Source organism: Streptomyces sp. NPDC002309, from assembly GCF_053593375.1.
Genome location: NZ_JBSFCI010000002.1, coordinates 22367 through 35850 on the forward strand (window position 1 = coordinate 22367; position 13484 = coordinate 35850).

11 protein-coding genes and 1 pseudogene are annotated in these 13484 nt (G+C 71.6%); 8 read left to right on the forward strand and 4 right to left on the reverse strand.

Annotated elements, in window-relative coordinates; translation table 11 throughout:
• Positions 1-63 precede the first annotated feature (63 nt).
• From ACWCPM_RS01600 to cseC, 4 genes are all read left to right on the forward strand, one after another.
• Positions 64-612, forward strand: coding sequence for a SigE family RNA polymerase sigma factor (locus ACWCPM_RS01600; RefSeq protein WP_450974114.1), 549 nt, complete (start codon positions 64-66; stop codon positions 610-612).
• The gene (locus tag ACWCPM_RS01605) at positions 600-1292 is read left to right on the forward strand and encodes a hypothetical protein (protein WP_450974115.1); all 693 of its coding nucleotides are present in this window, start codon (positions 600-602) and stop codon (positions 1290-1292) included. Before ACWCPM_RS01600 ends, ACWCPM_RS01605 begins: the two co-directional genes overlap by 13 nt.
• 120 nt (positions 1293-1412) lie before the next feature.
• Positions 1413-2123 (forward strand): two-component system response regulator CseB, encoded by a 711-nt coding sequence (gene cseB, locus ACWCPM_RS01610; protein WP_450974116.1) that lies wholly within the window; start codon positions 1413-1415, stop codon positions 2121-2123.
• Positions 2124-2143: 20 nt separating this feature from the next.
• The gene (gene cseC, locus ACWCPM_RS01615; RefSeq protein ID WP_450974117.1) at positions 2144-3490 is read left to right on the forward strand and encodes a two-component system sensor histidine kinase CseC; all 1347 of its coding nucleotides are present in this window, start codon (positions 2144-2146) and stop codon (positions 3488-3490) included.
• Positions 3491-3789: 299 nt separating this feature from the next.
• Here cseC and ACWCPM_RS01620 read toward each other — a convergent pair.
• A pseudogene (locus tag ACWCPM_RS01620) lies at positions 3790-4226 on the reverse strand (VOC family protein).
• Positions 4227-4412: 186 nt separating this feature from the next.
• Between ACWCPM_RS01620 and ACWCPM_RS01625 the strand changes: the two are divergent.
• Complete coding sequence (locus ACWCPM_RS01625; RefSeq protein ID WP_450974118.1) at positions 4413-5591, forward strand: PucR family transcriptional regulator; 1179 nt, start codon at positions 4413-4415, stop codon at positions 5589-5591.
• A gap of 169 nt (positions 5592-5760) precedes the next feature.
• On the opposite strand, the gene ACWCPM_RS01630 is transcribed toward ACWCPM_RS01625, so the two are convergent.
• Positions 5761-6210, reverse strand: coding sequence for a helix-turn-helix transcriptional regulator (locus tag ACWCPM_RS01630; protein ID WP_450974119.1), 450 nt, complete (start codon positions 6208-6210; stop codon positions 5761-5763).
• Positions 6211-6311: 101 nt separating this feature from the next.
• Positions 6312-7820 (reverse strand): MDR family MFS transporter, encoded by a 1509-nt coding sequence (locus ACWCPM_RS01635; protein WP_450974120.1) that lies wholly within the window; start codon positions 7818-7820, stop codon positions 6312-6314.
• A 158-nt stretch (positions 7821-7978) separates the two neighbouring features.
• Between ACWCPM_RS01635 and ACWCPM_RS01640 the strand changes: the two genes are divergently transcribed.
• Positions 7979-8560, forward strand: coding sequence for a TetR/AcrR family transcriptional regulator (locus ACWCPM_RS01640; RefSeq protein WP_450974121.1), 582 nt, complete (start codon positions 7979-7981; stop codon positions 8558-8560).
• Positions 8561-8570: 10 nt separating this feature from the next.
• On the opposite strand, the gene ACWCPM_RS01645 is transcribed toward ACWCPM_RS01640, so the two are convergent.
• Complete coding sequence (locus tag ACWCPM_RS01645) at positions 8571-9251, reverse strand: M23 family metallopeptidase (RefSeq protein ID WP_450974122.1); 681 nt, start codon at positions 9249-9251, stop codon at positions 8571-8573.
• 374 nt (positions 9252-9625) lie between these two features.
• On the opposite strand from ACWCPM_RS01645, the gene ACWCPM_RS01650 reads away from it, so the two are divergent.
• Positions 9626-12724, forward strand: coding sequence for an NACHT domain-containing protein (locus tag ACWCPM_RS01650; protein WP_450974123.1), 3099 nt, complete (start codon positions 9626-9628; stop codon positions 12722-12724).
• Between the two features lie 125 nt (positions 12725-12849).
• Entirely contained in the window at positions 12850-13467 is a 618-nt protein-coding gene (locus ACWCPM_RS01655) for an HAD family acid phosphatase (RefSeq protein WP_450974124.1), read from the forward strand.
• The last annotated feature ends 17 nt before the right edge of the window (positions 13468-13484 follow it).

Consider the following 13484-nt stretch of genomic DNA (forward strand, 5'->3'; position numbering starts at 1 on the left):
GCTTCATTTCCGTGCCCGGCAGAGGGCATGGCAAGGGAAGACGGGGATGGAGGGCGGTTGATCATGGCGCAGGGTGACATGGGCCAGGTGCTCGGGTTCGAGGAGTACGTCCGCACTCGGCAGGACGCGCTCCTGCGCAGTGCCCGACGGCTGGTCCCGGACCCGGTCGACGCCCAGGACCTGCTCCAGACCGCACTGGCGCGGACGTTCGGCCGCTGGGACGGCATAGCCGACAAGCGGCTCGCGGACGCCTATCTGCGCCGGGTCATGATCAACACCCGGACGGAGTGGTGGCGGGCCCGCAAGCTGGAGGAGGTGCCGACCGAGCAGCTCCCCGAGTCGTGCGTGGACGACTCCTCGGAGCAGCACGCGGACCGCGCCCTGCTGATGGACGTCATGAAGGTGCTGGCCCCCAAGCAGCGCAGCGTGGTCGTGCTGCGACACTGGGAGCAGATGTCCACGGAGGAAACGGCCGCCGCCCTCGGCATGTCGGCCGGAACGGTCAAGAGCACGCTGCACCGGGCGCTCGCCCGGCTCCGCGAGGAGCTGGAGGCCCGCGATCTGGACGCACGCGCGCTGGAGCGTGAGGAGCGGGAGCGTTGCGCGGCCTGACCGGGAGGGCCGGTGTCGGCACCGGCCCCGGGCCCACCCCGGCCCGAGGCACCTTCCAGGCGGTGACCACGGCGGCGTCCGTGCTCACCGCCCTCAGCCTTGTGCTCACCGCCTGCGCGACGGGCGGCACCGGCGCCCGCGACGAGGGCCCGGCCCACGACGAGCCGGTGGCGGGCAGCGCGATGAGCCCGGCCGCCCCTGTCTCCGCGGTGCCCCGGTCCAGGAGCCTGACCCGGGCCACGGCGGTCAAGCTGCTTCAGGCGGATCCGCAGGTCTCGCCGGCGGTCAAGCGCGTCCTGAAGCCGTGCGTCGCCGACGAGTACCCGGTCGACCTGTCCTACGGCGATCTGACCGGCGGGACCGCGGAGGACGTCGTCGTCAACGTCGTGACCTGCAGTGACGTCGTCGGCATCGGCTCGTATGTGTATCGCGAGGAGAACGGCACCTACGAGAACGTCTTCCAGGCCGAGGAGCCGCCGGTCTACGCCGAGATAGACCGCGGCGACCTGGTGGTCACCAAGCAGGTGTACGAGCGCGGCGACCCGGTGTCGAGCCCCTCGGGCGAGAACGTGATCACGTACCGCTGGAGGGCGGACCGTTTCTCCGAGGAGTACCGCACGCGCAACGACTACAGCGCGGTCGTGGGCGCGGAACCGACGCCGGCACCCGAGAGCAACTGACCGGACGACGGGACAGGCACCGCGACAGGGCATCGAGACAGGCATCGAGACAGGCATCGACACCGGGTTCCGGTACCGGATACCCGGTACCGACCCGACGGATACGGACTGAGAGCACGGATGGCAGAGCAGACCCACGTCCTGTTCGTCGAGGACGACGACGTCATCCGCGAGGCCACCCAGCTCGCACTGGAGCGGGACGGCTTCGCGGTCACCGCCATGCCCGACGGACTGTCGGGGTTGGAGGCGTTCCGCGCGAACCGGCCCGACATCGCCCTGCTGGACGTCATGGTGCCCGGCCTCGACGGGGTCAGCCTGTGCCGCCGCATCCGCGACGAGTCGACCGTCCCGGTGATCATGCTGTCGGCGCGGGCCGACTCGATCGACGTGGTGCTCGGTCTGGAGGCGGGCGCGGACGACTACGTGACCAAACCGTTCGACGGCGCCGTGCTGGTGGCACGCATCCGGGCGGTGCTGCGCCGGTTCGGACACGCGAGCGGCGGCGCGGCGGGCCGCCGGGAGGGAACGGACTCCCCGGCCGCCGGCGGGGTGCTGACCTTCGGGGACCTGGAGGTCGACACCGAGGGCATGGAGGTGCGCAAGGCCGGCCGGCCGGTGGCGCTCACCCCGACCGAGATGCGGCTGCTGCTGGAGTTCTCCTCGGCGCCGGGCACCGTGCTGTCCCGGGACAAGCTGCTGGAGCGGGTCTGGGACTACGGCTGGGGCGGGGACACCCGCGTCGTCGACGTCCATGTGCAGCGGCTGCGGACGAAGATCGGCCAGGACCGGATCGAGACGGTCCGCGGCTTCGGCTACAAGCTGAGGGCCTGAGGACGGGACGGGACACGTCGATGCGGGGGATCACCCGGCGCCTGGTCGGGGCGCGTGTACGGCGTACGGGCATCCGTACGGGACTCAGATGGAAGCTCAGCGCGGCGATCGCGCTGGTCGGAGCGCTGATCGCGATCGTGCTCAGCCTGGTCGTGCACAATGCCGCGCGGGTCTCGATGCTGGACAACGCGCGCGACCTCGCCGACGAGCGGGTGCAGATCGCCCAGCGCAACTACGAGCTGTCCGGGCGGCCCAACTTCCCCGACATCAAGATCGACGACCCGGACCTGCCGTCCGCGCTGCGCGCCAAGGTCCAGGCCGGGCGCCGGGCGACGTACGTCACCGACCGGCCGGGGGGCGCGCCGGACATCTGGGCGGCGGTCCCGCTCAAGGACGGGCATGTGCTGTCCCTGCACACGGGGTTCACGGACCGGAGCACGGACATCCTCAAGGACCTCGACAAGGCGCTGGTCATCGGCTCCATCGCGGTGGTCCTCGGCGGCAGCGCGCTCGGTGTGCTCGTCGGCGGGCAGCTGTCACGCCGGCTGCGCAAGGCGGTCTCCGCGGCGAACCAGGTCGCCAAGGGCGAGCGGGACGTGCGGGTGCGCGAGGCCATCGGCGGGGTCGTCCGGGACGAGACCGACGACCTGGCGCGGGCCGTGGACGCGATGGCGGACGCGTTGCAGCAGCGACTGGAGGCGGAGCGGCGGGTCACCGCGGACATCGCGCACGAGCTGCGCACCCCGGTGACGGGGCTGCTGACCGCCGCCGAGCTGCTGCCGCCGGGCCGCCCGACGGAGCTGGTGCTGGACCGGGCGAAGGCCATGCGCACGCTGGTCGAGGACGTGCTGGAGGTGGCCCGTCTCGACGGGGCGTCCGAGCGGGCCGAGCTGCAGGACATCATGCTGGGCGAGTTCGTCGCCCGGCGGGTCGCGGCGAAGGACGCGGAGATCGACGTACAGGTGGTGCACGAGTCGGAGGTGACGACCGACCCGCGCCGCCTGGAACGCGTGCTGTTCAACCTGCTCGCCAACGCCGCCCGGCACGGCCGGCCGCCCATAGAGGTCACCGTCGAGGGCCGGGTGATCCGCGTCCGCGACCACGGGCCGGGCTTCCCCGAGGACCTGCTGGCGGAGGGGCCGAGCCGGTTCCGCACCGGCAGCGTGGACCGCGCCGGCGTCGGCCACGGGCTGGGACTGACCATCGCGGCCGGCCAGGCACGGGTGCTGGGGGCCCGACTGACCTTCCGCAACGTCCGCCCACCGGGCGCCGCCGACCACATGGCGGCCGAGGGGGCGGTCGCCGTCCTCTGGCTGCCGGAACACGCGCCGACGAACACGGGCAGCTATCCGGTGCTGGCCGAATAGGGACGCTGTCGAGCGAGCCCGTCCCGACGGCCTGACGGAAACATCCCGCCGGCCTGAAGGGGACATCCCACCGGCCGGACCGGGGAGACCGGCAGGCGGCCGGACCGGACACATCCCGCCCGCAGACCGGGCATACCGGCAGCCGGCCGCGTGGAGATCCGCGGACCGGGGACACCGGCAGGCGCCCGGCGGAGACCCGTGCCGTCAGCCCGTCAGCCCGTCGGCCCCTCAGCCCGTAAGCCGGTCGGCCGGCCGACCACCTGCCCGACCACCCGCCCGGGCGGTGGGCCCGGCCCCGTTCAGCAGCCGAAGTCCTTCGAGAAGTCCAGCTGCTCGCTGCGCTGTGTCAGCGAGTACCAGTTCCCGTTGTCGTCGCGGAAGATCGCTTCGATGCCGTACGGCCGTTCCTGCGGCTCCTGGAGGAACTCCACCCCGCGCGACCGGAACGTCTCGTAGTCACCCCGGCAGTCGTCCGTCCGCAGCGCTCCCGCGCCGATCACCCCCTTGCCGACCAGCTTCTTAGCGCCTCGGACGACTCGGCGTCGAGGCCGGGACCGTCCAGGCTCATCAGCGCCAGCTCCACGTCCGGCTGCTCCTTCGCGCCCACGGTGACCCATCGCATGTCACCCATCGGCACCTCGCTGCGCACCTCGAAGCCCAGTTTCTCCGTGAAGAAGGCCTTGGTGCGCTGCTGGTCGAAGGTCCACACGGTGGTGATGCCCAGGCCGGTGATCATCGCTCTGCTCTCCTGCTGCGGTCGACGGCTTGTGTTCGTCACGGTCACGGTAGGCAGGGCGGCGGCCGGGGCGCTTCTCCGGAATTGCTCAGTGCCCCTGTGCGGTCGCCCAGCATCCGGGCGCACGGCGTGGGCGCGAGCACCTCGGGGCCACCCCCCGCCGACGCGGACGCCTACCGTGCCGCCATGACCGATGGGGAACCGGCGCTGCGCTCCCGGCTGGCGCTGACGCTGCTCGCGGACATCGACCGCCTCACCGGCGAGGTGGTGGCGGACCTTCGCGCCCACAGCCCGGCGTACGCCTCCGGCTGTCCCGTCCCGCTCGCCGATCTGCGTGCCGTCTGCCGCGCCGACCTCGTCCTGTCGCTGGAGGAGTTCGGCGGACTGCCCGCGAGCGCCGGCGGCATCGAGGCCGCCGCGACCGAGGCCGGGCGGCGCCGGGCCGAGCAGGGCATGCCACTGGAGGACGTGCTCCAGGCGTACCGGTGCGGCGGACGGGCGCTGTGGCAGGCGATGGCGGAGCCGCTGCGGGACCGGACGGGGGCCGGGCAGGATCTCGTTCTCGACGTCGCGGGGGCGCTGTGGGAGACGATCGACCGCTTCTCGACGGTGATGTCGGACGCGTACCGGCGCACCCAGCTGGAACTGCAGCACCGTCAGGACTCACGGCGCGGCGCCCTCTTCGAGGCCCTTCTGGAAGGCCGCGGCGGTGATCCGGCGGTCGTCGCCGCCGCGGCGGCGGCGCTCGGCCTGCCGGTGCGCGACACCTACGCCGTGGTGGTGGCCGACCAGAACCCGGCGGCGCCGCCGCACCCGGGGCCGGCACTCCGGGCGGCGGGCATGTGGTCCTTCTGGCGCCCCCGGGCCGCGCGGTACGCGGGCCTCGTACGGCTCGGGTCCGCCGCGCCGGAGCAGTTGACGCGGGTGCTGCGCGAGGAACTGGGCGGCACGGCCGGGATCTCCCCGCCGTTCACGGAACTGGCCGCGGCGGACACGGCGGTGCGCCTGGCGGAGCGCGCCCTGCGTACGCTGCCGCCGGGCGGGACAGCGGTGGCGCAGCTCGACGAACGCCTGGTGGAGGCGGCGTTGACCGGCGACCCGGAGATAGCCGGCCGCCTGGTCGCCCGCTACCTCGACGGCGTTCTGGGCTGCGGTGCCGAGGCTCCCGTGCTGCTGCGGACCCTGCGGGTGTGGCTGGACGCCGGCTGCTCGGCGCCGCGTGCCGCCGAGCAGCTCCACTGTCACCGCAACACGGTCCTGAACCGCATCATCCGCGTCGCCGAACTCACCGGCTGGCCCCCGGAGTCGGGCGAGGCCCGTCTGGGCTGGGCTCTCGCGCTGCGCGCCGCGGAGATCCCCCGCTGACGGGCCGGCCGTCCCTCTTCCGCATCGGGGCTCCACGGACGGGTGTGCCGTGCCCCGTCGCCCGCGTCACCGGCCGCTCGTGCCGGAGGCGTCCTGCCGCTGCCGGGCCGAGGCTTCCCTGGAATGCGGCCGCCCCTGCGGGTGTGCGCACACCGCGTCGGGCACCGGATCAGCAGCCGCCCCCGGCAGCGGCCCGCCCTCCCGGTGAGGGCGGCTCCACCGGTGCGCGGCGCGGGAAACCGCCGGACCACAGCATCGCGTAGCACCCGGGTATCAGGGCCGCGCCGCTGCCGACGTGCTCGGTCCGGTATGCGCTCGGGGTCAGGCCGGTGCGCGCCTTGAACCGGGTGGAGAAGGTGCCGAGGCTGCTGAAGCCGACCAGGTGGCAGATCTCCGTGACGGTGAGGTCGGCGGCGCGCAGCAGCTCCTCGGCCCGCTCGATCCGGCGGTGGGTGAGGTACTGGCCGGGCGTCTCGCCGTACGCCTCCTTGAAGGCGCGGACGAAGTGGAACCGGGAGTACCCGGCGTGCGCGGCGACCGCGGCCAGGTCGAGTGCGGGGTCGGCCCAGTCCCGGTCCATCGCGTCCTTCGCCAGCCGTAGCTGACGCAACTTGTCCATGAGCCGATGGTGACACGGGCCACCGACAACGCCACCGGCCTCACACGGGAGGCGCGGGTACCGGAACCCCCCGGCACCCGCGCCCCCCGCGGACACCCGGCTCAGACCGCCTCGCTCACGGGCGCCGTCGCCGCCGCGCCCTCGTCGTTCGGGCCCGCGCCCTTCAGCGGCACCTCCTTGACGAACACCGCCGCGATCAGCGCCGGCACGGCCACCGCCGCGCCCAGCAGGAACGCCCCGTGCGTGCCCGACGTCACCGCGTACTGGTACGCCTCGCGGACCGCTTCCGGCAGCTTGGCCAGGCTCGCGGCGTCCAGCTGGGCGGACTGCTCGGTCGTCCTGGAGCCCAGTGCTCCCTCCCGCCGGGCCATCTCGTCCTGGACCCGGTGGTTGAAGAGCGCGCCCATGATCGCGACGCCGAAGGAGGAGCCGAGGGTGCGGAAGAGGGTGGTGGAGGAGGACGCGACGCCCATGTCCTTCATCTCCACGCTGTTCTGCGCTATCAGCATGGTGATCTGCATCAGACAGCCCATGCCGAGCCCGACCACGGCCATGTAGACACCGGACGTCAGCCGTGAGGTCTCGGTGTCCATCAGGGACAGCAGATACAGGCCGACGACCATCAGGGCACCGCCCACCACCGGGAACAGCTTGTACCGCCCGGTCTGCGTGGTGATCCGCCCGGCCACCATCGACGTGACGAGCATCGCGCCCAGCATCGGCAGCAGCAGCAGTCCGGAGTTGGTCGCGGAGGCGCCCTGCACGGACTGCTGGTAGAGCGGCAGGAAGAGGGTCGCGCCGAACATCACGAAGCCCACGATGAAGCCGATGAAGGACATCAGGGTGAAGTTCAGGCTGCGGAAGATGTGCAGCGGCAGGATCGGCTCGGCGGCCCGGGTCTGCCGGAACACGAAGCCGACGAGCGCGGCGACGCCGATCCCGGTCAGCCCCATGATCACGGCCGAGGTCCAGGCGTACTCCGTACCGCCCCAGGTGGTGACGAGGACGATCGCGGTGATGCCGACGGTCAGCAGCACGGCGCCGAGGTAGTCGATCCGGGCCTCGGAGCGCTTCCTCGGCAGGTGCAGAACGGCGCTGATGGCGACCAGGGCGACCGCGCCGAGCGGCAGGTTGATGTAGAAGGTCCAGCGCCAGCCCCAGTGGTCGGTGATGGTGCCGCCGACCAGCGGGCCGCCGATCATCGCCAGCGCCATGACGCCGGCCATCATGCCCTGGTACTTGCCGCGCTCCCGGGGCGGTATCAGGTCACCGATGATCGCCATGACACCGACCATCAGACCGCCGGCGCCCAGTCCCTGCACGGCCCGGAACGCGATCAGCTGTCCCATGTCCTGGGCCATGCCGCTGAGCACGGAGCCGATCAGGAAGAGCACGATCGAGCTCAGGAAGACGCCCTTGCGCCCGTACATGTCGCCGAGCTTGCCCCAGATCGGCGTGGAGGCCGCGGTCGCCAGGGTGTACGACGTCACCACCCAGGACAGATGTTCCAGACCGCCCAGCTCGCCCACGATCGTCGGCATCGCCGTACCGATGATCATGTTGTCCAGCATCGCGAGCATCATCGCGATCATCAGGGCGAGCAGGACCACCCGCACGCTCCTCGGCCGCTTCCCCTCTTGCACCGCTCCCCCAACTTACTTGCCGCCCGGCTAGTTACCGCGAGAACGTAGCTCGCGAACTAGCCGGGCGTCAAGTAAGTTTTTCTTTGCCAAAGAGTGGCCGGGAGAGCGCGAGGACGGGCGGCAGCATGGACGGCAGCAAGCAGCGCCGACGGGGCGACACCCGCCAGCGCATCCAGGACGTGGCCCTGGACCTCTTCGCCGAGCAGGGCTACGAGAAGACGTCGCTCCGCGAGATCGCCGAACACCTGGACGTCACGAAGGCGGCGCTCTACTACCACTTCCGGACCAAGGAAGAGATCCTGGTCGGGATCTTCGACGACCTGATGCGGCCGATCGACGAACTGATCGAATGGGGCCGGAGTCAGCCGCACACCCTGGAGACGAAGCAGCAGATCGTACGGCGCTACAGCGAGCACCTCACCGCCGCGGAACCGCTGTTCCGCTTCATGCACGAGAACCAGGCGACGATCCGCGAGCTGCGCATCGGCGAGCTGTTCAAGGAGCGTATGAAGGACCTGCGGCTCATCATCGTCGACCGGGACGCGGGTCTGGCCGACCAGGTCCGCTGCATCAGCGCCATCTTCACACTGCACGCCGGCATGGTGTTCGCGATGCAGGAACTCGAAGGCGACCCCGAGGAGAAGCGCGAAGCCATCCTCGAAGTCGCCGTCGGTATGGTGACCCAGGCCCACAGAGGTGTGTCCTAGGTCACCGTCGTCAGAGGGTGACGCCCTTGGTCCGCAGGAAGGCGACCGGGTCTATCGCCGAGCCGTAGTTGGGGGAGGTGCGGATCTCGAAGTGCAGGTGCGGGCCGCTGGAGTTGCCGGTGTTGCCGGACAGGGCGATCTTCTGCCCGGTGGCGACGATCTGGCCGACCCTCACGTCGACGCGGGACAGGTGGGCGTACTGCGTGTAGGTGCCGTTGCCGTGCTTGATGACGACGGCGTTGCCGTACGCGGGACCGTCACCGGCGCCATTGCCGCCGGCCTTGACGACCGTACCGCCGTGCGCGGCCATGACCTTGGTACCGGTGGCGACGGCGAAGTCCTGCCCGCTGTGGGTGGACTGCCACATGCCGCCCGCCTGGGCATAGCTGGCGCTGAGGCTGTAGCCCTTGACCGGGGTGGTCCAGCCGACGGCCTTCTTCGCGGCGACCGACTGGGCGTTGGCCTTCTGCGCGGACGCGACCGTGGCCGCCTTCGCCTGGGCCGCGGCCTGTACCTCGACGGCGTGCGCGACCCCGGTGGTGGCGGTCGTGGCGGCGGCCGTGGAGGTGTTGGCGGCGGCCGCGACCCCGGCCCCCAGCACGACCGAGGCGCCGATGCCGGCGGCCAGCACGGCCGCGCGAGTGCGGAGCTGGGGCGTACGGGAAGAAAGGGACGTGACACGCGAGAACATTCGATACCTCGTGAGACGGGGACAGAAGGACCGCTCGGCGCAAAAGCCTTCTGCCGGGCGGGCCATCCCTTGGTACCCGCCGCACCGGGTCAGCCCAAAACGTGTGACGTACTACAGAAGCTAGTAATTCGCCCCATATTCTGCCGACTCTTGACAGAGTCGCCATTCCGGATAATTAAGGACAACTCCTCAATTCCGACACATGAGTTCTGCGTGGATAGTCCGTTTTATTCGCATTCACACCTCTCCTAATCCGCCTAGTACCGGACATATCGCCTGTGCGGCATGTCACCGAGGCCCTGGCTGCCGGCACCCCGGAATGTGACCGGCGCTACTCTGCTGTTTCCTGCCAACAGGGCTCAGGGGGAGGCCGGGTGGAACCGTCGGTCATCGGCGTACGGCTGGCGTCGGCCGTGGCGGCGCCGCTCGTGAAGAGACTGTTCGTGGGCGAGGGCGCGGGCGCCGGGCTGGTGGAACGGCCGGTGCGGATCTCCTCGTACGTCTCGTTCCGCGGCGAGAAACGGCGGCTGGACCGCGGGGACCTCACCCTGCTCGCCTCCGAACTGGTCCGGCAGGCGCTGAAGGGGGGCGGGGAGCGCCACTTGCCACCGGACGAGGAAGAGCCCGTGGCGCACGCCCTCGCCGACAGCCTGTACGCGCTCGGCGGGCTGGACATGACGGACGTGCAGGCGGTCGAGCTCGGCCACGAGGAACTGGCCGCTCGGCTGCGCGCCGCGAGCGGTATGCCGGACCGTGACCTCTCCCTCGACGCGGCCCAGTTCTACCTGGGCACCCTCAGCACCGCCTGCCTGCACGTCCTGCACTTCTTCACCCGGCGCTCGACCTTCGTACCTCGCACCCTGGTCGAGCAGTCCCGCCGCCAGCACGAGCTCGTCGGCAAGATCGACGCCCTGCTCGCCCGCACCGCACCGGCGTCCGACGACGCCTTCGAGCAGCGCTACATGACGTACGTCACCTCCAAGCACGGCCATCTCACCATCTACGGCATCGACCTGGTCGACTCCCCCGACCGCTGGCCCCTGGACGCCGCCTACCTCAGCCTCCAGGCCCTGCACCCGGACTCCGGCGACGGCGAGACGGCCGGCCCCGGCCTCCCCTCCGCCGCCACCGCGCTCCCCGCCGAGCAGGTCTTCGCCGCGCACGACCGCGTACTGCTGCGCGGGGTGGCCGGCTCCGGCAAGACCACACTCGTCCAGTGGCTCGCGGTCACCGCGGCCCGGGGCGCGCGCGGCGACCGCGTCCCGTTCGTCCTCCCGCTGCGCACCCTGGTCCGCCGCCCCGACGGCCTGCCCGCACCCGACGCCTTCCTGTCCGCCGTGCGCGTCCCCTTCCACGCGAACCAGCCGGACGGCTGGGCGGACCATGTGCTCGGCGCCGGCCGGGGACTGCTCCTGGTGGACGGTATCGACGAGATCCCCGAGCGCGTACGCGAGCGCACCCGTCGCTGGCTGCGCGACCTGCTCGACGTCTATCCCGGCAACCAGTGGCTGGTCACCTCCCGTCCCTCGGCGGTACGGGAGGACTGGCTCGCCCCCGACGGCTTCACGGAGCTGACGCTCACCCCGATGAGCGCGGACGACGTGACCGCCTTCGTCACGCGCTGGCACACCGCCGCCCGTGCCGGCGCCCCCGAGGACGGCGACCGCCTCGACGCCTACGAGCGCTCCCTCCTCGACGCCGTGCGCACCAAGCCCGACCTGGGGCGCCTCGCCACCAACCCCCTGATGTGCGGCCTGGTCTGCGCCCTGCACCGCGACCGGCGGGGCTATCTCCCGCACGGCCGTCAGGAGCTGTACGACGCCGCCCTGTCGATGCTGCTGGCCCGGCGCGACGAGGAGCGGGACATGGCCGGACCCGACGGCATCCGCCTCACCGAGCTCCCCCAGATCCAGCTGCTCCAGCGGCTCGCGTACTGGCTGATCCGCAACCACCAGTCGGAGATGGACCGCGAGCGGGCCGAGCGCCTGATCGCCGACGTCCTGCCGTCCCTCCCGGCCGCGGCCTCCCAGGGCGACGCGCCGTCGATCCTGCGGCATCTGCTGGTCCGCAGCGGTCTGCTCCGCGAACCGTCCCCCGGCACCGTGGAGTTCGTCCACCGCACCTTCCAGGACTACCTGGGCGCGAAGGCGGCCGTGGAGGACGGGGACTTCGGCCTGCTGGTGCGGGGCGCGGCGGACGCGCAGTGGGCCGACGTGATCCGGATGGCGGTGGCCCATGCCCGGCCCCGGGAACGGGCCGACCTGCTGCGGGAGTTGCTGGCCTCGGCGGACCGCCTGGAGGGCGCCGCGAGCGCTCGGGTACGGCTGCTCGCGCTGGCCGCGCTGGAGCATGCGACGGAACTGGATCCGGGGGTGCGCCAGGAGGTCGAGCGCGACGCCGCCGCCCTGATCCCGCCCCGGACGACGGAGGAGGCCCGCGCGCTGGCGTCGGTGGGCCCGCTCGCCCTGGAGCTGCTGCCCGGCCCGGACGGGCTGGACGACGCCGAGGCCCGTGCCGTGGTCGTCACGGCGTCGCTCATCGGCACCGAGGCCGCGCTGCCCGTCCTGGCCCGCTACCGCACCCACCCGGCCCTGGAGGTGCGGGCTCAGCTGAGCTGGACGTGGCACCGATTCCCGGCCCGGCGGTACGGCACCGAGGTCGTCGCGCACCTGCGCGAGGACGGGCTCTTCTTCGCCGCGCATTCCGAGGAACACCTGCGGATCCTGGGCGAACTGGGCGGGCGGCGGGCGCTGCAACTGGTCGGCGACCTCGACCCCGCGGCGCTGCCCGGCGACACGGCCGAGCTGGTCGTCAAGGGCAACGAGCGGCTGCGCGATCTGGAGTGCCTCGCCGGGTTGAACCGGCTCACCCACCTGGACCTCTCCGGATGCCCGCACGTCCAGAGCCTCGCCCCGCTGGCCCACCTGCCCCTGCGACGGCTCTCGCTCCACCTTCTGCCAGGGCTGGAACGGCCGGGAGCCCTGTGGGAGCTGGCGGGCTCTTCGACGCTGGACCGGCTCGACCTCGGCATCGCGCTGCCGGCGAACTCCCTCGACGAGGCGCTGCCCGAGACCCTGCCCCTGCGCTGTCTGCGGCTCACCAGGAACGCCACTCTGCACACCGGACTGCGCGGGCTGCACCGCCTGAGGTCCCTGCGGCAACTGAGCCTCGCCACCCTGTCCGTGGCACTGACCACCGAGGACCTGGAGGAGATCGCACGGCTGCCCGCCCTGGAGGAACTGCGCCTCAACTGGCGGGCGGTCGGCCGGCCGGGGCCGCCCCTGCCCGGCGTCACCAGCCTGCGGCTGAACGACTTCGACGGCACCGAGGACCTCTCGGGCCTCGCGGCCCTCCTTCCGGACCTGCGCGAGATCGGCGTCCACCTCGCCGCGGGGGTCACCGACGTACCGGAACACGCCCTGGCCCGGCTGCCCATACGGCCAACTCTCGGGAAAATCACCGGCGTTGTGTGACGCACATCCCTGTACACCTACCGTCCGGTAACCCTACGGTTCCCCTCGCGCCACCCTCACGCACGAACATGCACACGACATGCCGGTCACCGTACCCATCGCGTACGGATGTGAAGGGACCCCCCATGACAAGACGCCACCCTTGGGTAAGCCGCACCGCCGCGAGCGCTGTCGCCGCGGCCGCCCTCGTGGCCATCGCCGCCCCCGCCGAGGCCGCCACCGGCACCGTCTCGAGCACCGCCGCCGCGGACGTCGACTACGCCACCTGGCAGCGGGACTGCCAGGCCGTGATGGACCAGGCTCTGCCGTACCTGAAGCAGCGGATCGCCCAGGCCGAGCCGGGCGAGAAGCAGGCGATCGTCTTCGACATCGACAACACCACGCTGGAGACCGACTTCGGCTTCAGCTTCCCGCAGCCGGCCAACAAGCCCGCGCTGAACGTGGCGAAGTACGCGCAGGAGCGCGGCGTCGACATCTTCTTCGTCACCGCCCGCCCGGGCATCATCCACCTGCCCACCGAGTGGAACCTGGAGCACGTCGGCTACGAGGTCGACGGCCTCTACGTCCGCGGCTTCTTCGACCTGTTCAAGAACGTCGCCGACTACAAGACGGCCCAGCGGGTGAACATCGAGTCCAAGGGCTACACGATCATCGCCAACATCGGCAACAACACGACCGACCTGTCGGGCGGCCACGCCGAGAAGACCTACAAGCTTCCGGACTACGACGGCCAGCTCTCGTAGCACCCGGGCATGCGAGA

Bases quoted from the DNA above. Each gene is read 5' to 3' on its own strand.
- ACWCPM_RS01600 (WP_450974114.1), top strand. From the start codon at position 64: ATGGCGCAGGGTGACATGGGCCAGGTGCTCGGGTTCGAGGAGTACGTC.
- cseB (WP_450974116.1), top strand. From the start codon at position 1,413: ATGGCAGAGCAGACCCACGTCCTGTTCGTCGAGGACGACGACGTCATC.
- cseC (WP_450974117.1), top strand. From the start codon at position 2,144: ATGCGGGGGATCACCCGGCGCCTGGTCGGGGCGCGTGTACGGCGTACG.
- ACWCPM_RS01625 (WP_450974118.1), top strand. From the start codon at position 4,413: ATGACCGATGGGGAACCGGCGCTGCGCTCCCGGCTGGCGCTGACGCTG.
- ACWCPM_RS01630 (WP_450974119.1), bottom strand. From the start codon at position 6,210: ATGGACAAGTTGCGTCAGCTACGGCTGGCGAAGGACGCGATGGACCGG.
- ACWCPM_RS01640 (WP_450974121.1), top strand. From the start codon at position 7,979: ATGGACGGCAGCAAGCAGCGCCGACGGGGCGACACCCGCCAGCGCATC.
- ACWCPM_RS01645 (WP_450974122.1), bottom strand. From the start codon at position 9,251: ATGTTCTCGCGTGTCACGTCCCTTTCTTCCCGTACGCCCCAGCTCCGC.
- ACWCPM_RS01655 (WP_450974124.1), top strand. From the start codon at position 12,850: ATGACAAGACGCCACCCTTGGGTAAGCCGCACCGCCGCGAGCGCTGTC.